At 39.1% G+C, this 22,754-nt stretch carries 15 protein-coding genes; 9 read left to right on the top strand and 6 right to left on the bottom strand.

Annotation, left to right across the window (positions count from 1 at the left end; translation table 11 throughout):
* Positions 1–13: 13 nt before the first annotated feature.
* The 4 genes from DPX34_RS13130 to DPX34_RS13115 form a co-directional block, all read right to left on the bottom strand.
* Entirely contained in the window at positions 14–3,130 is a 3,117-nt protein-coding gene (locus DPX34_RS13130) for a TonB-dependent receptor (protein ID WP_438938519.1), read from the bottom strand.
* A gap of 267 nt (positions 3,131–3,397) precedes the next feature.
* Positions 3,398–4,414: a LacI family DNA-binding transcriptional regulator gene (locus tag DPX34_RS13125; protein ID WP_111978887.1), complete on the bottom strand. Its 1,017-nt coding sequence runs from the start codon at positions 4,412–4,414 to the stop codon at positions 3,398–3,400.
* A 469-nt stretch (positions 4,415–4,883) separates the two neighbouring features.
* On the bottom strand, positions 4,884–6,914 hold the full coding sequence (locus DPX34_RS13120) for a hypothetical protein (protein WP_111978886.1): 2,031 nt from the start codon (positions 6,912–6,914) through the stop codon (positions 4,884–4,886).
* 106 nt (positions 6,915–7,020) lie between these two features.
* Positions 7,021–10,656 (bottom strand): TonB-dependent receptor, encoded by a 3,636-nt coding sequence (locus DPX34_RS13115; protein ID WP_111978885.1) that lies wholly within the window; start codon positions 10,654–10,656, stop codon positions 7,021–7,023.
* 498 nt (positions 10,657–11,154) lie between these two features.
* Here DPX34_RS13115 and DPX34_RS13110 point away from each other — a divergent pair, with 498 nt between their 5' ends.
* The 6 genes from DPX34_RS13110 to DPX34_RS13085 all read left to right on the top strand — a co-directional run bounded on the left by DPX34_RS13110 (position 11,155) and on the right by DPX34_RS13085 (position 18,029).
* Positions 11,155–11,760: a GntR family transcriptional regulator gene (locus DPX34_RS13110; RefSeq protein WP_111978884.1), complete on the top strand. Its 606-nt coding sequence runs from the start codon at positions 11,155–11,157 to the stop codon at positions 11,758–11,760.
* Between the two features lie 184 nt (positions 11,761–11,944).
* On the top strand, positions 11,945–12,970 hold the full coding sequence (locus tag DPX34_RS13105) for a LacI family DNA-binding transcriptional regulator (RefSeq protein ID WP_111978883.1): 1,026 nt from the start codon (positions 11,945–11,947) through the stop codon (positions 12,968–12,970).
* Positions 12,971–13,772: 802 nt separating this feature from the next.
* A complete protein-coding gene (locus DPX34_RS13100; protein WP_111978882.1) occupies positions 13,773–14,756 on the top strand; it encodes a cytochrome-c peroxidase in 984 nt (327 codons plus the stop codon).
* 24 nt (positions 14,757–14,780) lie between these two features.
* Positions 14,781–15,407, top strand: coding sequence for a cupredoxin domain-containing protein (locus DPX34_RS13095; RefSeq protein WP_111978881.1), 627 nt, complete (start codon positions 14,781–14,783; stop codon positions 15,405–15,407).
* 15 nt (positions 15,408–15,422) lie between these two features.
* Positions 15,423–15,998, top strand: a complete 576-nt coding sequence (locus tag DPX34_RS13090) for a cytochrome P460 family protein (protein ID WP_111978880.1) — start codon at positions 15,423–15,425, stop codon at positions 15,996–15,998.
* Positions 15,999–18,029 (top strand): HAMP domain-containing methyl-accepting chemotaxis protein, encoded by a 2,031-nt coding sequence (locus DPX34_RS13085; RefSeq protein ID WP_111978879.1) that lies wholly within the window; start codon positions 15,999–16,001, stop codon positions 18,027–18,029.
* Between the two features lie 88 nt (positions 18,030–18,117).
* On the opposite strand, the gene DPX34_RS13080 is transcribed toward DPX34_RS13085, so the two are convergent.
* Positions 18,118–18,405, bottom strand: a complete 288-nt coding sequence (locus DPX34_RS13080) for a hypothetical protein (RefSeq protein ID WP_111978878.1) — start codon at positions 18,403–18,405, stop codon at positions 18,118–18,120.
* Between the two features lie 163 nt (positions 18,406–18,568).
* Positions 18,569–18,916, bottom strand: a complete 348-nt coding sequence (locus DPX34_RS13075) for a hypothetical protein (RefSeq protein WP_111978877.1) — start codon at positions 18,914–18,916, stop codon at positions 18,569–18,571.
* A gap of 237 nt (positions 18,917–19,153) precedes the next feature.
* Between DPX34_RS13075 and DPX34_RS13070 the strand changes: the two genes are divergently transcribed.
* The 3 genes from DPX34_RS13070 to DPX34_RS13055 all read left to right on the top strand — a co-directional run bounded on the left by DPX34_RS13070 (position 19,154) and on the right by DPX34_RS13055 (position 22,732).
* Positions 19,154–19,720, top strand: a complete 567-nt coding sequence (locus DPX34_RS13070; RefSeq protein ID WP_111978876.1) for a YfaZ family outer membrane protein — start codon at positions 19,154–19,156, stop codon at positions 19,718–19,720.
* Positions 19,721–20,110: 390 nt separating this feature from the next.
* On the top strand, positions 20,111–22,261 hold the full coding sequence (locus DPX34_RS13065; protein WP_111978875.1) for an ATP-binding protein: 2,151 nt from the start codon (positions 20,111–20,113) through the stop codon (positions 22,259–22,261).
* Positions 22,262–22,444: 183 nt separating this feature from the next.
* Positions 22,445–22,732 (top strand): transposase, encoded by a 288-nt coding sequence (locus DPX34_RS13055; protein WP_111978753.1) that lies wholly within the window; start codon positions 22,445–22,447, stop codon positions 22,730–22,732.
* Positions 22,733–22,754: the final 22 nt, after the last annotated feature.

Genomic DNA, 22,754 nt, shown 5'->3' with positions numbered 1-22,754 from the left:
TAAGCTTAGCTCATTAGAACTTATAACGTGCACCAACGTTAACACGCGTACCCGTTTGTTCAATGTTATAAGTCATTAACTGATGACGACCATAATCACGGGTATACTCGTCAGTTAAGTTAATCGCTTCAACAAAAAGACTTAAATGTTCGCTCACTTCGTAACTCACATTCGCATCAAGCTGGCCATATGCTTGCGTATAAACAGGTGCATCACCAATAGCATCAACCGTTGCGTTTAAGAAATCGTCACGCCAGTTATACGCTAAACGAATTTGCAAACCGTCTTTGTCATAAAAACCAACAAGGTTATATGAATCACTTAAACCAATAAGCGGTGCTTCTTGATTACCTAATGTACCGTTATCATAGGTTAAGTCACTATCAACAAATGTCGCATTAGCGATAAAACCAAAACCGGTATCAGCAAAAATATGTTGAATGGCCATTTCAAACCCATTCAAGCTCTTGTTATCTTGATTGACAGGGCTAGTTAACGTTACATTTACGTTATCATTTTCACTTGGGTGTCCCCAAATTTTAGCAGCCTCACCGGTATCTGCGTTAGCCGCTTCAATGTGCACACCGTCAGCACCACTTGTTTGGATAATTTGATTACGGATATCAGCTGGGCTATCAGCCCCGACAACCGCAACGGCATTATCAAAACGTGCGCCTTCTAATGGGCTATTTACATTAAATGGCGACGCCGCGCCTTCTAAATATTGACTCGATGGGGCAATAAAGGCATCAACACTCTTATCAAAATAACCAATCGATACATAACTACCTTCGTCGTAATACCACTCTACAGATAAATCAATGTTTGATGATTCGATTGGCAATAAGCCAGGGTTACCACTACTCGCTTTAGCTTGGTCAAAACGAACCTCATCTAAACGCACACCCGCCGTTAAGAACCCGTATGGCGCACGACCAATGGTTTTACTGTATGACGCTTTCACTAATAAATCATCAATCACTTCAGCTTGTATATCAATGTTAGGTAATACGTAATTATAGCTGCCAGTACCTTCACTAAAGACACTGTCACCACGTTGAATGGTAAATTCGTTATCCGCTATCCAACCAATGCGCTCCACTGCAGGTAAAAGCGTATTCGACGTCACATCGGTTTTTTCGTAACGTAAACCAGTGTAAATAGTGGTTGGAATTGACCCAATATCAAAAACAATTTTAGCTTGGGTAAAGGCACTTAACGACACTTCTTCTGTGCGGCGATCGGTTGTATATTTAGAAGGTGCGCAAATTTGTGTACCACATGGCCAAGCAGCATCAGCCTCGCTGCCATCAGCATTTAATGGCACACCATATTTAGAGCCCACAATATTGGCTATATCCGTAAAATTAACCGACCAAAATGAATTGATCATCTTGCTTTTATCGCCCGGCAAATTATCAAATCGATCAGCCATACTGCTTTGGCTAGCGAGTAGCAGGTCATTGGGTACATCATCGTATTGACCTACACCGCCCCACGTTGCACGCTCTGCCATGCCAAATGCATTGCGGTTATTCACGGTATTATGACCAATACCAAAATCAATACTTTCAACAATACCATCATCAAAAGAATAGGTGCCGTTAAACTGAATTTGATCTATATCTGAACGCATATATGAATTACGGAAACTGGTTCCCGTTGTGCGAACACGCTCTGGTGTTAAGTTACTAACGCCTGATAATGGGTTAGCTGTCGCGCCATCAAAATCACTAATATTATAAGCATTCGGGAATGTGATCGTCGCCACAGGGAACTCACTATTGAAATCAATTTCAGTCGCGCCACGAATGTTTGTCGCCATTTGGATCGTATTACTGTTACCGTAAATGGTATTAGGCTTGGCTTCAGCTGATGAGCTGTGCATATCTAACGTTAGCTTTAAGTTATCTGAAACTTGATATTCTAAATTAATACCCAACGATTTATTTTCGTTAACTTGGCCGCTTTGCTCAACCTGACTCACTAAATCTGAATAATTTAAATCACCCGTTTCATGACCAAACGGTGGCTCGTCACCCGATACATTGGTGTTGTTTTCTTTAATCTTAATAGGCGAGAATACGCCACCAACAGGACCACTCCACTCACTACTGCTATGACCAAAGTTCATCCAAACTGAATGTAAATTTTGTTGTGTTTCTACTTCATTTTTTGAGTACGTGTAATCAAGCGTGGCCGTTAAATCGTCAATAGGACGATATTGCAAGGTGAGTTGACCGTTTGTTCGAGTGCGATCAACTTCTTTAAAACCATAAACCAAATTTTGCGGAACCGCATAAATAGCAGACCCCGTAGGACGGTTCAGATGAGGATCAATAGAACCATCAGTTGGTGCTGCCGGTAAAGTACCCCAACCACCATCAGTGGCGTTAAATGGACGCCAACCGTTATCCACACCTGCACGAGCTGAACCGCTTTGACGGTTTTGGTAACTACCCACAAGTGCAACACCAATTTTGTCGCCGGCAAATGTATTGCTATAAAGACCTGATATTTCAGGAGTAAATGAGCTGCCAGTTTCACTCGACATATCATGCACGGCTTTAACACCCACACTTGCTTTCATGCCTGGGCTATTAAGTGGACGTAAAGTCGATAAATTAATCGTCGACCCGATGCCACCTGTCGCAATTGATGCACGACCCGTTTTGTAGACTTCAACCGCACTAATGCCTTCTGAGGCAAGATTACCAAAATCGAACGAGCGTGAATCAGACGCTTTGGTGGCTTCTAATTCTGCGGTAGGCATTTGACGATTATTTAACGTAACTAAGTTGTAATGAGGACCAAAACCACGCACGGTTACCTTGCTGCCCTCGCCATTAGAGCGATCAATCGATACACCACTAATACGCTGTAGTGATTCAGCTAAGTTAGTATCTGGAAACTTACCCATGTCTTCTGCCGAGATCGCATCAACAACCCCGACACTTTCACGTTTTAAATCCATTGACCGCATTAACGCGCCACGAATACCGGTAACTTGAATAACTTCGACTTCTTTTTCTTCTGCTGCTGTTGCATAACCTGTGCTAAGCGCACTTGCGCCAAGCACTAAAGAAAGGCTGGTCGCTAATTTTGTTTTATTGAATGTGGTTTTCATGATCTTGGTCCCCTGTATTTACGTCAATTGTAAGCGCTTTCATTTTATTGTTAAAAAAAACCACCTTTTGTACTGGTGGAATTTGAAAGCGCTTACAAAAATTAGTCTATAAACATTCTAAGGTCAACACTTATTTATGTTTTTTGTTAAAAAAAAGTATATTTATGTAACATCAAACTAAAAGCATAACGAAGATAAAGCGATAAAAACAAGTAAAGTCAATGATCTAACGTAGAGTCACTGTTTATTTAGTAAAAATGAATTTAATTTTTATTCGAGTTCACGAACAGACTCGCGGATCACTAAATCAGGCACATTCACTTCGGAGATAGGTTTTGAAGTGCTAAATTTAGGCTCAATATTGTACACACGCTTTAAAATTCGCGAAGCGGCTTCAACCCCAAAATCATAGGCGGGATTAATAACAGAAGATAAGGTTGGCGTGATCATGGCACAAAAACTAACATCATCAAAACCAATAATAGAGATGTCGTCAGGTACATTTAAGCCGTGCTCGTTAACCGCTTGAATGGCACCAAAAGCCATTTCATCATTACCGCAAATAATAGCCGTCAAATCCGTGTTTTTATTTAACAAAATATTGGCGACGCGATAACCGTCGTCTTGCGTAAACTCGCCTTGCTCAATTAATTCAGGCCTAAATGGAATATTATATTTAGCTAAAGCTTGCTGATACCCCCAAAAACGTTCACGTGCATCATGTTTAACTTGCGGCCCCAATAAACAAGCAATATTGTTATGTTTATGCTTAATTAACCACTCTGTGGCCAAAAAAGAACCTTGCACATTATCAATCGATAAGCAGTTATCATGCATCGATTTAACCATACGGTTTATCAAAATGACTTCGGTGTCACCTGTTTCTAGGCTTTCTAGGTATTCGTCCGACAAGGTTTCACAATGTAAAATAAGAGCGTCACATTGGCAACTGAGCAAATATTCAATGGCTTTCTTTTCTTGTTCTTCATCAGCATGACTGGCCACAATTAAAAATTGCTTGCCCGCCGTGCGAATAGCCCGTTCGGCCCCTGACATCATCGGACCATAAAAAGGGCCATGTAATTCAGAAACCATCATTCCAACACTGTTACTTTTATTTGAAGCTAAAGAGCGCGCAGCCGCATTAGGCCGGTAACCAAGCTCTTTCATGGCGGCCAATACTTTTTCTTTGGTCGCTTCGCGCACGTTTTCAGTACCATTCATCACACGTGAAACCGTGGCAAGTGACACACCAGCCAATTTAGAAACTTCAGTAATTGTAGACATAGGACTCGCTGTTGCTTAAATAAGATAAGTGAAGATTAGATGAAAAATGAAAAGGTTTACATTAAACAATGCAAAATTTAATAAAAAGGTAGAAAAAAGTCAATTAAAGCGGTTAGAAAAACGAGGAATAAAAAAGAAAAAAGCCTGTAAATAAACTATTTACAGGCTTTATAGTCTTCTCGCTCAGGTTTTATGGTTCATTGTCAGCGCTTACTCTCGACTTTGGCTCCTGCGTCGTTCTAACACCTAAATCCATTTAGGCGGCCCCAATCACATAGTAGAGCATATGCTCATGGGGTCTCGAAGCTTGCCTGCATGGATGCAGGTAAGGGGCGAGAGCAGGACGCGGTAGCTTTGACGGCTTTGCTTACATGGATGTAAGTACTTAGGTTTCGTCTGGAACTAGAAACCTGCCCCTAAAACCCGATCGCTTTGACTATATATTCATCGCGATTAAATCACTTTTTTGTTATTCAACTTCAATAACACGTACGTTATCGATGGCATAACGTGAATTAGGGTTACCCCAATGCATTGGATTGTATTTGATCACAACATCGCGTTGTGCCCAATCCGTCACATTCGTGTTAAAGGCATCTAAATCAACAATTTGTTGAATTTTAAATTGTTCGCCAACGGCAAAGTGACGCTCTTCAACATGGCGATTGTAGTTTTGTGCACGTGTAGCCGTAGCACCATCAACCGTTACCGTGGTATCGGCTTTATCTGCCAACGTTAAAATAGTGGGTATCGGCGTCGCGGTCGCTAAGACTTTAATATCCAGCAAGATAAGGTATTTTTTACCATTTTTTACCGTACCACTGGGTAAAGTTAACGTATGCAGGCCGGTTTTAACTTTTAAACTTGATGTGCCTGAAATCACCTCTGCTGGATCAGTGGTTATTTCACCCGCACTCCAACCACCGATTGTACCGGTTTCAAAGTCATGGCTGCCATCCGCTAAGTTAGCGACTAAGTTATTGCCCGCGTCTGATGAATAACGATAGACATTAACCGCATCAATTTGCGAATTATGAATTAAATCTAACGTTAATGTACGAGTTGCATCATCATTCATGCCCGTAGAGAATGCTGCCGCATTCATCTCTGGTGCCGCTTGAGCGTTGGCATAACGATAGGCGGCCTCAGTGATCACATTGTCGCCATCGGGTTTGGTGACAAACACTTTATAACCACCAAATTCATTACCGACATTACGGCCAATGTTTTCAACATAATAAGACGACATGCTTTCAACCACGAATGGCTTGGTTAATTTAACGCGACTGCCCGTTGAGGTTACCGCAAAGTGGCGATCGCCTTCCCATGCATTAGCATCAAGCGTCGATTCAGCGGTTACGCCTTCAATGCTTTCAACTGCCCAACCGTCATCTGCAGCACTTGCGCTTTCAAAACCACCGCCAGTAAGTAAGCCGGTTTGGGCTTTTTTAGTTACGTTTAAAGTGAAAGTATGGTTAGACGCTAACCCACCCGCATCGCGCATTTCATACATATATGTATAAGATGCCGTGTCGTTAACATTGGCTAAATGACGAGCGAAATCGATCGGGTCAACAACCAAGTTGTTACCATATGATTTATCAAACTTAATCGCTGGCGCGCCATTGGTTGGGGTGATCGTTGAATAATCAACCGTTATGGCATCACCATTATAATCAATCGCATAAGGCCCCACGGATAAATCAACCGACATAACACTATCCGTTGTGCTGATATCAGCACTGTATGCCGTTAAACCTGTTGGTGCTTCTGGCTCGGTTGATACCCCATTAATGTTAATACGCGCGGTTCGCTCTAGGCTATGGTTATGATCTTTAACTTGGTATTTGTATTCAAATACCACTTGGTCGCCACCTTTAATTGTATCTTTAAATGCACCAACGTTAATCGTGACCACATTATTGGCAACACTTGCGGCATTGTTAGGGTTAGCCACTTCACTAATGGCTTCTAAAACAATCTCTTCACCATCAGCATCGGTAATACCTTGCGCTAAATCAACGGTAATTGAGTCACCATCGGTTTCTGCATAACCTAATAGAATGTCGTCAAACACAGGCGCTTCATCGTAGCCCGCAACGTTAATCGTTAGCTTACGCGAAATCGTGTCAATGCCATCCGATAAATCGTATTCATACACAACGACTTTATTTTGGCCACTATCAAGGTGCGGCGCCATTTCTTCGGTGTTAACCGTAATATTGACATTTTCGTTACCAATACCAATTAAATCCGTCGCGTCGGTCCGTAAGTTTAATACTCTAACGTAATCGCCATCGGTATCAACAACACCATCAAGTAAGTGAACCGTTTCAAACTTAAGCAAATCGGTTTCGTTCATGTTTAACGTTAAATCACCGTTTGAAGTCGGTGCTGAATTTGTTGTTCGTTCTGTTGGACTGTAATCGTCGCCACAGCCCACTAACGTGGTCATAATTGCGCAAGCGAGTAGCGATTTTGAGGTTTTAAATACGTTCATCATCTGTACCATTTATAAAGTCATAAAGCAGTGCGATTGTATTAATCGCACCATTAAATTTAAAAGCCTTACGTTGAGTTAAAAACACACGTAAGAAACCCGAACACTAGAAGCGAACATTAACGCCTAAGCGGAATGTACGACCCACTTTGTACTCACGATAAGTACGATGCGTTGGTGCTTCACCGTCTAACGGGTTACCTTCATTGAATTCACCCCAGGTAACATCACCATTTTCGTCTTGCATACGCACAACCTCTAAATCACGGCTGGTGTAATATTGACGATATGATTCATCTGTTAAGTTGATCGCTTGAAGCGTAACGTTAACGCTGTTATTAACTTTATAAGTAGCCGATAAATCGAATGTATTTCGACCTTCATTCCAAATTGAACCGCCGTTCCAATTACGGCCTCTTGATGTTTGTCCATTAGGGTAATCAATGCCGACCAATGAATCAGTCGAACCACGGTAACTTAAGCGAACTTGATGACCTTTGTTTTCCCAGAAAGTGGTTAAGTTATAAGTGTGCTTAGGCGTGTCAGCAACGGGTAACGAAGGGAATACAACCGACGAATCAACTTCTGACACTTCTGCTTCATATTCACTTTGCTGGTAGGTGTAGTTCGCACTTGCGCCTAACCCACTCCATAAACCCGGTAAAAAATCGTAAGTTTGGCTATAACCAAACTCTAAACCACGCACTTCAGCCGACTTACTGTTTACTACACTGATAATTTCATATTCAGCACATAAATCTTTGTAGTCATCACTTAAGCTAAGTGGGTTTGAAGTTGGGTCAACAAAGCCCCAAACACCGGTGCTTGAAACACGTTGCGGCATACAATCGCTTAAACCTGAATTAGGCAAAGACTCATCGACTTGGATAGGTAAATCATCCGCACTGATCGAATCTAAATTACGGATGTCTTTTATGTATGAACGTACACGCTGCGTATCAACGAAGTTGCTCATGTTTTTAGCAAAGAACGCAACACTCAACATCGACGTATTATTGAAATACCATTCTAATGATAAATCTAAGTTGTTTGATGTTAATGGATCAAGCTTGGTATTGGTTTTTTCAATACGGTTATTTTGCGTTTTATTAACATTAACATTCCAATAACCGGCTTCAGTAATAGCCGCTCCCGGCTTAAGTAAATCGATTTCTGGACGTGTCATGGTTTTTGAAACCGCAAAACGGCCGACTAAACTGTCGCTCATCGCGATATTTAAATTCAAGCTAGGTAGTAAATTTGAATATTCATGTGAACCGCTAGCCGCATAAATAGGCTTGTTTTTTGCGACAATATTGTTATATGAATAATCACTTGCATCAACAACTGAGCCTTCACCATTCCACGAAATATCGGCGGTTGTTGCATCAGCCGCGCCCCAACCATAATATTGAGACGTTGAAATATCAGCATGACGCCACATAGTTAACCAATCAACTGGGTTTGCCACTTTGTCTTGTGTTTCTACACGCGCAACCCAAGAAGGTTCATGGCATGGACCTTGATCAGGAATGCGAGTCCAACCAGCTGGATCGGGACCTGAAGATGTATCCCAGCCTAAACCATCGATACGTTGGAATTTTTTCTCGTAGCCTTGTGTATTTTCAGGATCGGCATAAGCAATTGACGAACAAGCCGGTAAAGATTCATCACGTAAATTTTTCACATCGATTAACGACATAATACGTTCAAAATCGCCAGTACCACCAAAGAATGAAGCCCCCGCAAAACCGGTTGCTTCTACTTGCGTTTTAACATAGCGGAAACCCACATCACCAGTAACGATCCCGTCAAATAACTCAAGGTTAGTTTTAAAGTAAAGCGCTTGAGTATCGATATCTGCACTACGGGTTTTAGAAGGGTCAACCACACGTAACGTATCATCATCGGCAACAATGGCGTTTAATGCTTTAATTGGGTCTGGTGCATACCAACCCGATGTGGTGGCATGACGCGGGTAACCAAGCGACGCCATAAAATCATCGGGTATCGCTTCATCATCAGCGATATCAGAGCCGTTAATATTTTTAATAGTCCCGCCTTGAACCGCAACAACATTACCATTGGCATCAATAAAGTTTTCAGAACGCGTTAATGTTTCAAAACGATAAGCTTGATCATCAACATACTTACTACGCTGTGTTGTTTTACCACCGAATTCAATACTACGAATGCCTAATGCATCAACATCATATTCAAAATCGAGCGCTAAACTCGCTAATTCATCGTCAACGGTTCGATCAACTTCTCTGATCCATTCTAAGTTTTGAGCTTGTAAATCACTCGCGTGAAACCCAGTATTGGTCTTGTTATCTGTCCAAGCTAATGTGTATTCCCCATCAACGTCACCATCAACAAGAAGATCACCAAAATCAACCATTTGGTCGCCATGGCTAATTAAACATTTACCCGTTGTACAATCAAAACCAACCGGCACAACATCAGCGCCAACATCATAAAGAATAGTGGCATTGACATGCTTACCATTAGATAAAATAGCATTACCATTAGGCTTTGTTGTTGATTCACTTGATGAATAACCCGCTAAAAAATTCATGCGTAAGCTGTCGGTAATATCAAGTTTAAAATCGAGAGTTGAACTAAGGTTTTCGTTTATCGTACCGCCTACATTTTGCGCGATACCCCCACGACCAAAACGGTTTAAGTATTTAGTCACGGTTAAGGTATCGGTATCAACTGAGTACCAATCTTCTTCTGGATCAGTAAATGGCGCATCAGGGCGGCTGTCAATTGATTGCACCCCACGCACAAAGTTTGTATTACCTTTGTTGGTGGACGTTGTAATTGAAGACGTTTTATCTGATAAATCTTGACGGCTATACGTTACATCAAACATTAATTCACTGGTGTCTGACGGTAAAAATTGAATACCTAAACTCGCACCGGTACGATTACTCTCGTTTTCAGATAACAAGAAACGCGTTGCACTTGGCGCGACACCTCTAAATTCATTAATAACATCGCCGTTTTGATCTCGCGCAACTCTAAACGTTTGCGATGCTTCAAATCGTTCAACACGGTATTCATCTTTACGATAAGCATTAGTTTCAGAATAAGCAGAAAGAGAAACACCTAATGTTTCATCTAAAAACTTTTTAGTGAGTACACCCGATATTTTATAGTTATTTTCTTCTGACAAATCATTATATCGCCCTTGGATATTAAGCGACTTTATTTCGTTTTGCTTATTCAAAGGACGCAATGTTTTAAGATTTACATTGGCCCCTAATGAACCTTCATCATGATTCGCACTGGGTGTTTTAACAACTTCAAGGCGATCTAATATATCGGCTGAAAAAGAGCTCAAGTCAACTGATTGGCTGAAATCTGTACTCGTCAGTTGTTGACCGTTTAACGAGATATTATTTTGATTAGCGCCAGCACCACGAACAGTGATTGAAGACCCTTCACCGTTACGGCTAACAACCGAGACCCCGGTAACACGGCCGAGTGCGTCAGCAATATTTTGGTCAGTATTTTTACCAACGTCTTCTGCATTGATGGTATCCATTACGTTACCAGCAAAGCGTTTATCGTTAATCGATTTGATTAAACTACCTTTAATCCCCGTTACTTCGATAACTTCTATTTCTTCGTCTGCATTTTCTGCTTCATTAGCATAAGCCATCATCGCGCTGCAATTCGCTACAACCGCAAGTGACAAAGCGCTAAGCTTAAATCGTGTTCTTGTGTTTGACATGTGATACGTCTCCTAAAAATGATTCACTCTCGAAATAACGACTAGGTTAAATTCGACAATTAATTTATTCGCCTAGCTTTTATCCGTTAGCCACTCAGGCATTTATTAGTTCATCAATGCTCATTATCTTTCTGAAAATTTCACTTTTTTCTCTTACCTTGAAAGTATGAAGTTTCGTATACATTCAACACAGGCAAGCAATAGAAAACTATTAAGCAATTGCACAACGCTAACAACCATTGTTAACAATTAACCCTATAATGAAATTATTTGACACTTTATGCAACATAAAATAAACAAAAAGATGTATTTTTTATAAATAAACATCAAATAAGGGCTTTTTCAGCACTAAGCATTGACATTTAGCATGATCATTGTCGACAATCAACACAAACCAATAAACACATCTTTTAACATCAAAAAGAATCTTTTTGATTCTTTTAATAAGATTGTAAAAATGAGTTTTAATTTGCAGTTGAGTAAGCAGAGGAGCTTAATATGAATATGCGAAAAATCGTTTCGATACAGCATCAGATCGTCGACATAATAAGAAGTGAAATTATTTCAGGAGAGTTGCCCGCCGATAGCAAACTTACCCAGCAATACTTAGCTGAGCGTTTTGGTGTATCAAGAGGATCAGTAAGAGAAGTCTTGTTAATTCTAAGAAAAGAAGGGCTAACCTATACTAAAACCAGCACAGGGCATTATGTTGCGCCGCCACTAACCCCAAAGGTAAACACCTTCATTGAAGAAGTACGAAACCAGATAGAATACTTTGTTATTAAAGAGTTTTTAGAAAAATCAACTTATAAAGATATAGACATACTTAATGATATGATTCACGAAATGACAACTTGCTTTTCGAGAGCTGAATACACAGAGCTTGTTAAGCTTGATCTCGATTTTTATAAACACCATATCGAAAAAATTGGCGGCAGTACGTTGCTAAATGTATGGCAACCCTTAGTGCAAAGAGTGCAAAACGACACGAGTAGTACAAGTGCCAATAATGTGATAGAAAAATACACTAAGATACGCGCGAAGATCCAAAATAAATACCCAAAAACGAATAATAACACCTCGGTGGTTGCTTTAAGCGCTTAAGCTAAATCTCACATCAAAAAGAATCAAAAAGTATTTAGTTAATCAGGTGTTCAAGGAAAAATAACAAACATAAAAATGAAAAAAAAGTCATCTTTTTAACATTTTTCAGGCTAGGTTATTGCGATCAAGCGTGTCATAATTGATGCATAAATGTAATAAACAGATCGCGTTAATGGGAGTTTAAATGAAAATAACACTTGATGATGTTGCCAAAGAAGCAGGCGTGAGCCGTGCAACGGTCGACAGAGTGATTAATGGCCGAGGCAAAGTCAACCCAACGACCATTGAAAGAGTTAATCGTGCACTTTACAGCACGAACTATTTACTTAAACCCATTGAAAATGATTCTCACGATCAAACAACATACAACTTCGATTTTATATTTCCGATACCGCATACCCGTTTTTTAGATTTTTATTCTCGGCAAATTGAAGCGTTAAAAGATTCTTATACGGCTTCTCAAGTTAACGTCCGGATCCACCGCGTACCCGCATTTCAAGCAGATGATCTGGCACAAAAATTACTTGAAGTCGGAAAAGACACCGATGGCGTATCTTTTGTTGCACTTGAGCACCCTTTAGTTAAACAAGCCGTCGATACCTTAGTTGAAAAAGAGATCGGTGTGATCAGTTTTGTATCGGATATAACAGGCACTAATCGTTTAAGTTATGTGGGTATCGATAATCGCGCAGCAGGTCGAACCGCCGGTTTATTACTTGGCCGATTTTTAGAAAAAAATCAGATAGGTAAAGTGGCTTTATTTATTGGCAGCCACGCTTACCGTGGCCACGAAGAGCGCGAGTCAGGCTTTAGAAGCATGATCCGCGAGAAATACCCTAATCTCACCGTGATTGAAATGCCTGAATTACTTGATAATGACGAACGCGCCTTTGAAATAGCCCTTTCATCGCTTGAAGCAGAACCAGAGATAGTGGCCATTTATAATGTCGGCGGCGGTACAGAAGGGATAGTACAAGCGCTAAAACAATTGAATAAAGCAGATAGCATGATGTTTGTCGCGCATGAATTGTTTGATAATACCCGGATTCATTTACTCGACGGTACAATCGACGCCATCATTAACCAAGACATAAAACATGAAGTCTATAATGCCGTTGAAGTGTTACTGAGCCATAAAAAAGGTCGGAATATTAATAACGGTATTTTAAAACCCAAAGTCGAAATATTCTTAGCCGAGAACATGAGTTAACCGCTTTAGGTTAATGATATTTATAACAAAGTTCGCAAGCTATAGTCTTCTCGCTCAGGTTTTATGGTTCATTGTCAGCGCTTACTCTCGACTTTGGCTCCTGCGTCGTTCTAACACCTAAATCCATTTAGGCGGCCCCAATCACATAATAGAGCATATGCTCATGGGGTCTCGCCCCTTGCCTGCATGGATGCAGGTAAGGGGCGAGAGCAGGACGCGGTAGCTTTGACGGCTTTGCTTACATGGATGTAAGTACTTCGGTTTCGTCTGGAACTAGAAACCTGCCCCTAAAACCCGATCGCTTTGACTATATTAATTTCATTGTAGCTTGCATCAATTGACGACCATGAACTATCGCTTAACTCAAATAAAAATCATTTATTAACAAGACAAGTCCTCAATTACATTATCCTCACATATTCACAATATTGACTTACTAACGATCCTCAGCTTTGATAACAACCCTATCTATAATGGTGAATTCGACCTAAGTGAAAACCTTAGCCAGCTGATAATTATATAAATAACACAACATTATTGAACACCTCATACCCTACTTGAGATTAACTAATCAATTACCCATAACCTTCATATCAAAAATACTTTCGCGATCTGCCTGACATTGAGATTAAATAAATTGTCTATTTAAAATGCTCAGTGGCAAATTCATGAATATTTAATACACTTAAATAATCCTGTCTAATTTACTAAGCAAACTAGCTTTCGTGCTGCACTGTTAATTTTTTATTTTTATTGGGTATTAAAAATAACGTCATAAACGTATAAAAATCGTGAGAACAATATGTACAAACAATGCAAAGCAATTTTGATTATTAGTTTGTTAATAACTAATGTCGCTTTTGCTACAAGTAAATTAAGCACGCCGGATATTGATGATATCGAATATCCTGATGAAGAAGAACACAGTCAAAGTGAGATAGAATTAGGAAAAACCCTCTTTTTTGATACCCGCTTATCCAGTAATCAAAAGCAATCTTGTGCCACTTGCCATAATCCAGATCTAGGTTTTGGCGATGGTTTAAAAACAAGTTTAGGTACGATGGGCGAGCATGTCGGTCGTAATGCACCTCATTTATATAACTTAGCTTGGGGCGCGATCTTTTTTTGGGATGGCAGAGCCGCAACATTGGAAGAGCAAGCACTTGGCCCTATTGCAGCACCAGGCGAAATGAATTTACCGTTAACGGAGTTAATTCCTCGATTAGCCAAAGTTGACTTCTATCGTAAACAATTTTCAGATATTTACGATGACGGCCTCACGCTTAATAATGTGGGAAGAGCAATTGCCGCATTCGAACGCACAATTATAAGCACTAACTCCCCTTTTGATAAATACATAGCGGGTGATAAATCAGCCATGAGCCCTGCTGCAATCGCAGGCATGAAACTCTTTGAAGGAAAAGCAAGATGCGTAAAATGTCATGATGGCGCTAATTTCACAGATGATAGTTTTCATAATATCGGTGTAAGTGATGTGGCTGCCGATCAAGGCCGTGGTGGCATTATAAAATCAGCATCATTTAATGGTGCGTTCAAAACGCCAGGTTTACGTAACACGCTTCTCACCGCGCCTTACATGCACGATGGTTCAGAAGCGACATTAGAAGATGTTATTCGTTTTTATAATATGGGCGGCAAACATAAACAGAATCTAAGTAATCTTATTTTACCGCTTAATTTAACCGAAAATGAGATTCTAGAGTTAATCGCATTTTTAGGAGCGTTAACGGCCCATGTGCAAATTGAACGGCCACAAATACCTTAATAAAAAGAAATAAGGAATATTACGATGACAAAATTCAAATCTATCTTGATGGTTACAGGACTCTACACCCTGTCTTTTTTGGCTAGCGCTGATACGATTAAAGGCGAAATAACATTTATTAAATCACCAGCTAAAGCGGGCGTTATTTATGAAGTAAAACAAAATTTCAAAGCCGTTAGTGGAACCATTAATCAACAAGGTAAAAAATTTACCGAAATGCTTGGCGTCGCCTCTCCGAAGGGAGAGCTTGAACTAAAAAATAACGATGAATTTGAGCATAATATATTTGCTAACGACACTAAACAAAACGTGCAGTTTGATGTGGGTTTAATGCAACCCGGTAGCTCACAAAGCTTAATACCCACATGGGAACCAAATACCCTTGTTAGGATAGGCTGCAAAATACACCCTAAAATGCGAAGTTACATCGCTAATATCCCAAGTGATAATTACCTTGGTTTTGAATTCGAAAAAAAAATTAAAAACATCCCATTTGAATTAAACAAGATAGGCCCTAATAGCACACATTTTATGCTTTTATTAGCCGGTATGGATTCAGTCGAAATTCAACTAAATAAAGGTGAAAGCAAAACGTTTAAATTAACAAGGAAAGGGAAAGATAAAGGCTCGATCACGATATCACGCACATAAAAAAGGATTGAAAAAATGAATAAATTACAACTGTGCATTTTAGGAATTGTGTGCTCATTTTCGAGTTATGCTAACGATAAGCCTTACCAGAAAAGTGAATTTAAAATTCCGAAACTTTACAAACCAGATATCTCTCATTACCCTCAAAATTGGAAACGACTATCTGGCTACGAGTATTCAGCTCTGCATTGGAAACAATTTGTCGTTATTTATACGAATGGCTCTAAAGCCGCTTATGCGGCTAATCATCTAGAATTTATGCGCATTTTTGAAGAAGACTTAGACCCAGAAGAAGATGAAATAAATTACCACACCTATCCTGTAGGTACGATTTTATTAAAAGAAAGCTTCGAAAATGTAAACTCTCGACCCGAAAGATCACTTTTTCTTTCGGGAATGATTAAACGAGAGATAGGCTATGACCCAGAGTTTGGTGATTGGGAATATTTTCAATCAACACCTGAAGGGCAAATAATCAGTAAAGGTAACTCGCAAGATGCAGCGGTAAACGCAACTTGTATTAGCTGCCATCAAAATATTCCTGAGAAAGACTTCGTGTTTGCGTCTCATTATTCGGTAAAATCAGATTAAATGCTATTAACTAATAAATTAACCATAAAGCAAAAATTAACCTGGGGCTTTAGTGTCATTATTTCGGCGTTATTGCTGGTTGCGCTTGTTTCTTATTCCAGTTTAAAGTCTGCACAAACGAGTATTAATCCAATATTTGAGTCTGTACAACCTCAACTTTTACTATCAAAAGAGCTTGAAGTAAAAGTTAATTTGGCAGCCAGTGCATTAGCGAATTATTTATTAAGTAAAAATAAGCAAGATAAAGAATCATACGAGCAAGCGCTCAAAACTTCATTTAAATTATTAAACGAGCTTAAAAAGCTAACTCAAAATTCAAGCATAACCTCATTACCAAACGAAGTAAGAAAACTGGAAACACAAATAACAAAACTAACGCAATATAAATCAAAAATGTTGGTTTTGGCTTCTGATGATAAAGAAAACTTACCCGCCCTTAAAATAGCCAAAGAGCATTTAGAAATAATAGGTTTACGCATATTACAATTAACACAAGATATTGTTTATGGCTTTGAAGATGCTCTAGATGAAGATATAACGCATGCAGCCAATGAGCTTCGTTATAACTGGGCGATGACAATGAGTGAAATTCGCTCTTACATCGCCTTTAGAGACGAAAGCAGAATAGAACATATCAACTTATTTAAGCAAGGTACGGAACAAAACATTCAAGCCTTGCAAACATTCGAAGATGAGTTAGTCGATGAGCAGCTAGAAGCACTAGAAGAAATAAACGAATTAATACCAGAATATATCGATCATTGGCAACAAGCATTTGAAATACATAGCAGCGATAAATGGCGCTCAGATTCATATCTAATTCGCCATGAATACGGAGACACTTTAGCTAATGTCGCTGAACAAGTATCGACACTGAACCAACTCATGCAACAACAATCTAGCAATGCAGAAAAAGAGTTGATGGATAATTTTGTGTCTAGCCTTTCTTGGTTAATTATTATTGTTACGGCTTTTGGTACAATTGGTTTTGTTATTGCTTATATAACGGCAAAAAACATTTTATTCCCGATTAATAAACTCACCGAAATAGTTGATGATTTAGCCGAAGGTAATGCGGATTTATCGGTACGACTTGATACTAAGCGCAATGATGAAACAGCAGTATTAAGCAAAAGCTTTAATCGTGTATTAGATAATTTAGAGCAAATGTTTACTGAGATTTTAATCGTCTCGGAAGCCTTAATCGATAAGCAATGGCAAGCAAATGAAGAACTTGTTAACCTTAAAGTCCATTCTGATGGCACCTTTATTTTTTCAAAATCTACCCTTGATGCCGCCAAAGAATCACATAATGTAAGTGACGATATCGGCAGACAAACTTCGGCTGTTATTAGTGCGATACAAGTTGCTAAAGATGAAGCGACTAAAGGCACTTCTTACATGGAAAAAACCCATACTTACACTGAAAGTATGCAAGAAGATATGGAATTAGTGACCGGTGAAGTAAACGCAATCAGAGAATCAAGCCAAAAAATGTTAGGCATGATATCTAATATTAAAACCATCGCCGACCAAACCAATTTACTGGCACTTAATGCCGCTATCGAAGCCGCTAGAGCGGGTGAATCAGGTCGTGGGTTTGCCGTTGTAGCGGACGAAGTAAGAAGCTTAGCAGCCCAAACACAACGCACCGCGGTTAACATTGCAGAAATGCTAGACACTAATCACCAGCAAATAACGGGCTTGGTGAACCGCTTTGAAAGTCTTGCCGAAAATAGCCTCGGGATGCGGGATTTTATAGAGGAAACGAAAAAAAGCATTACCGAATTGGGTCGAGAGTTTGTGGACATTTTAGGTGCATCTGAAAAGATTGATGCCGCATCAGTTTTACAAATAGATAAAAGTAATTATGTTGAATCGGTGAGTAATGAGTTATCAGAGCTATGTACCACAAATGTTGATCATATTGAAGAATTAAGCAGAATAATGATTGAACTCGAAGCTCAATCCAAAGCGTTAGAACAAATTGTACAACGGTTCAGAAAAGCCAGTGATGTAGATTTATTCTAAGGTTAATCGTTTTAACGCATCGGTTAAAGTAATTAACCGATACCACAACCTAACTAATCAAACGTTTTAATAACAAAGATGGGTAACCCTAACTCAGCTTATGCATGTAGTTATCCCACTTAACCTTATCAATTTTTTTAAGCCGCGTTAAATCAGTATCTGCGGTATAAATACGCGCGTAGACCCGGCTATTGGTTTGTATATTATGGGCCGATTGATTGCTTTCTAGCGCTTCTGCAACACTCACTTTTGATAAGACTTTATTTATTTTTTCATTTTTGACTCGTTCAATGTGCAATAACCAAACGTTAGCTAGGGCGTGTTTATCTTTGTCGTATAGATTTTGTTCAATTCCAAAGCATTTTGATCGCGGCATTGGCTTGATGGCATAGTGGTTCTATGTCAAAAGCCAATAACAAAGAGCAAAACGTTTTGGATTGAACCCAAAGGGCAGCGCATTTGCACTATTTCTACTATGTTGCCCCACATGGATGTGGGGTAAGGTGACTTTGCAGGAGCATAAAGTCTTTATCGCTCTTTTATGTAGAATAACTACACCGCAATCGCTCTGCCTTGTATAAATCGTGCAAATACGGCTGCAAAAGCATACACAAAAGATAAACACGCCCTAGTTCTTCTAGTGCATCTTTTACGCTAGTAAAGTCACCTGTACCATTCGATAATTGAGCACCATAGTTTTCACTATCGCTTTCACCACTTATTTGCCATTGATGATGAATGCTCGTTGTCATCGTAAGCATATTTTGCGCAATTGAGGTTAACATGGTGCAACGAAAGTTAGCATTATCGGCCGTTGCGGCACCATCAATACCGTTCTTTTCATCATCGCCAGAACATGCGCTAAGTAAAGCAACACTTAATGCCAAAGCTATTTTTTATACTTAATTTTCATTGTTATCTCCAAACTTAATTGCCGCTGTTATATAAACAACGAATAAAATTGCAGATAATAATCACTTTCATTAACAATTAGGTCTGCATTAGTATTCAATAGTTAATATCATTAAAATAAATAATGCTTAAAAAAAATTTAAACTTCGCAACAACACAAGGCATACTAGGCGCAATTACAGACTTAACACATTTAACAACAGGTTTTGATCATGGAAAGCTTCAAACGCATTTTTAATACAGCGATAACCCTCGTTACACTCACAACAACCTATAACGTACAAGCGGCAAACTCTGTCGATTTAGCACTAAGTAACAAAACAGCTAAATTAACGTATGCCAGCACCAACCTTATTAATGATAAAAGTGTTGTCAGCGCGTCTTATTTACATCATTCACAAGATGATGAAAAAGCGAATTTAGTTGATATGGCGCTACTGGTTGGTGGCGTGCAAAAATTAAATAAACTTTTACTCGGTGGTAAAATTTTTTACGGCAATACCGATTCACTGCACGCACCTGGCTTAGCCTTAGGCGCACAAGCTGAATACAAAGTTGCACCGCAGTTATTTTTAAAAGGCCAAGCGTTTTATAGCCCAGCAGTCACTTCGTTTAGTGACTTAGAAAATTATCGTGAGGTCGAATTGCGGGTGGCTTACGAACCGTTTAGCGAAGCTGAAATTGCTTTAGGTTATCGTAATATTTCGCTTAAGATTGAAGACACCGGCAGTGTTGATATTCACAACGGTGCATTTTTAGCGTTAACCCTTAAGTTTTAAACACATACAAGCGCACTGGCTTTGTTATCTTATTTAACGTAGGCCAGTGCGCTTTTCATTAAAGACTTATTACACTCCTACTTCATCAGTGTTTTCACATATAGTCTTCTCGCTCAGGTTTTATGGTTTATTGTCAGCGCTTACTCGCCCCAATCACATAGTAGAGCATATGCTCATGGGGTCTCGAAGCTTGCCTGCATGGATGCAGGTAAGGGGCGAGAGCAGGACGCGGTAGCTTTGACGGCTGCCCCTAAAACCCGATCGCTTTGACTATAACACCTTTAAGGTAAGAAAATTTCATTTAGCAAAAAACGTTTTTAAGCCACTTGTTTATCCCAATTCATATTGAGCTGCTATATTTAAAAATACATAGCTGATAATTCACTTAATATGCAACCGACTTCCGAATCTAACCTACGAATTAGCTTAGAAAGCGTTAAAAACGATATCACCAATATTCTTTTAGCGGTATTTACTTTTGTCGGCTTTTTTGCTGTTTTAATGTCATCTTCTCGTGCTCTTACCATTGGCTTACAACCCGCGATGTTTTTTCAATTATTTGCTTGGATTGTTATTGCTAGCTTGTATTTTTTAAAGCATAAAATAAATTACAAAATAAGGGCTTTCACCGTTATTTTTTTATTGCTGGTCATGGGCTTAATCGGCATTTTAAATTTTGGTTTAGTGGGGAGTGGCATACTTATTTTATTTTTTTCTTGTGCAATTTCAGCCCTAATTATTAACGGTAAAGCCGGACTCATTTGTTTGATAACCAGCTCGGTTATGATTATGTCCACAGCCTTACTTTCATATTTTGAATATATCAATTTTGCCACCCCCATACACGAGCATGATGTGATCACGACTTGGATAGCCAAATTTGCGGCCTTTCTTATTTTTTCAACCGTTATTATTTTTGCTGCTAATAGACTTTTTCAATATTTAATTGATATTAATAAACAGTTGAAACGCGCTTTAAAGAAAAACATTGCCAGAGCAGATGAATCCGAAATGTTACTTGAGGCGGTATTAAATGCGGTACCTTATCGTATTTTTTGGAAAGACAATAATTTGAATTATATTGGCGCTAATGCCGCATTTAAAAAAGATGCCAACCTAGCTGCCGATTTCAAAATTAAAGGATTAAGTGATTTTGACTTGCCATGGGCAAAGACGGAATCAGAATTGTACAGAGCAGATGATCAAGAAGTCATCGATCAACGCCAAGCAAAATTAAACATTGAAGAACAACAAACCGATGCCCAAGGCAATACTTTTTACTTATTAACCAATAAAGTGCCTTTGTGCAGTGAGCAAGGCAAGCTAATTGGCATTTTAGGCGCTTATGATGAAATAACAGCCCGTAAAAATATGGAAATAGAATTACGCACAGCTAAAGAAAAAGCCGATGCCGCCAGTATTGCAAAATCAGCCTTTTTAGCCAATATGTCACATGAAATTAGAACCCCTCTTAATGGCGTATTTGGACTCATTGATTTGTGTTTAAACTCAAATTTAGATGCCCAGCAAAAGCAATATTTAAGTCAAGCGCAAAGCTCTGCCCGCCTGTTATTAACTATTCTTAACGATATTCTCGATATATCTAAAATTGAAGCCGGTAAATTCGAATTAGAATATCTCGATTTTGATTTAAAAGATGTGCTCAGCAAAATAAACCTATTTACCGCCCCCCTCGCTAACGCCAAAAATATCCAATTCTCAATGCATACTCATTTGGGTAAAAAAACGTGGTATAAAGGCGATCCAACGCGTATTAGCCAAATCTTGCTTAATTTAAGCAGTAACGCCATTAAATTCACCCATCAAGGCAAAGTCACCATCACAACAGGTATAACAGAAGCGAGCGATCGAACAAGCTTGCATATACAAATTTGTGATACCGGCATTGGCATTGCCGAACAGCATTTAACGAGCTTATTCGATAACTTTACTCAGGCTGATAATTCTATTTCTCGGCAATTTGGCGGAACAGGGTTGGGTTTATCAATCGTAAAAAAAATATGTGAATTAATGGGCGGGAAAATTGAAGTCAGTAGTCAAGTTAACGTTGGTTCAACCTTTGATGTTTATTTGCCACTTGAGACCGCGATCCCTTCGGCTCCGAATAATACCAATAACACTAATAACAAAGAGGAAATGGATTTAACCGGACTTACGATACTCGTAGTTGAAGATAATGCGATTAACGCCATGATAGTACATGAAATGTTAGAGCATGCAGGCGCAAGCGTGATCGAAGCTGAGAATGGCCTTGAAGCACTTAATCGATTACACGATCATTTAAATATTTCACTCGTTTTAATGGATATTCAAATGCCCAAAATGGATGGCTGCGAAACCATAAAAATAATTAGAGCTAAAGAAAAATGGGCAAATTTAGCGATTATCGCTTTAACAGCTAATGTGATGTCGAGTGAGATAAAACACTATTATGAGCTTGGTTTTAATGCGCATATCGGCAAGCCTTACGAACGAATAAAGTTGTTAAGTACAATCAATACACTAGTAAATAAACGTTAAAATTGAAGTTGTCAAAAACGTATAACACTATAAACAAGGTATCTGAAAATCGACATGATAATGCTCATCATGTCGTACCCATGATCGCTTTTTAGAGAAATTAATATGAGATTTTAAATAGTGTTGTGGTTGAATTAACCGGACACTTCAATAAAGGATTATAATCCCATTATTGAGGTGAATATGATTAAAAAAACAAATAAACACTATACCGTAGAATTTAAACAAGAAGCGGTTGCTTTAGTGATTGAGCAAGACTATTCAATTGCTCAGGCAGCTTCTGCGCTAGGTATTACTGATAAAATACTTTACAACTGGGTTGCCAAGCATAAAAAACAAGCTGAGGGCACCACATTATCAACAGATGAGCGGGCTGAATTAATACAACTCAGAAAGGATAATAAACGCTTACAAATGGAACGTGAAATTTTAAAAAAGGCTTCAGCCTTTTTTGCGAAAGAAATGAAGTAAGGTATTCATTTATTGCTGAGCT

This window comes from Algibacillus agarilyticus (assembly GCF_003286125.1).
Taxonomy (GTDB): domain Bacteria; phylum Pseudomonadota; class Gammaproteobacteria; order Enterobacterales; family Alteromonadaceae; genus Algibacillus; species Algibacillus agarilyticus.
This window is presented reverse-complemented; position numbering and strand designations above follow the sequence as displayed.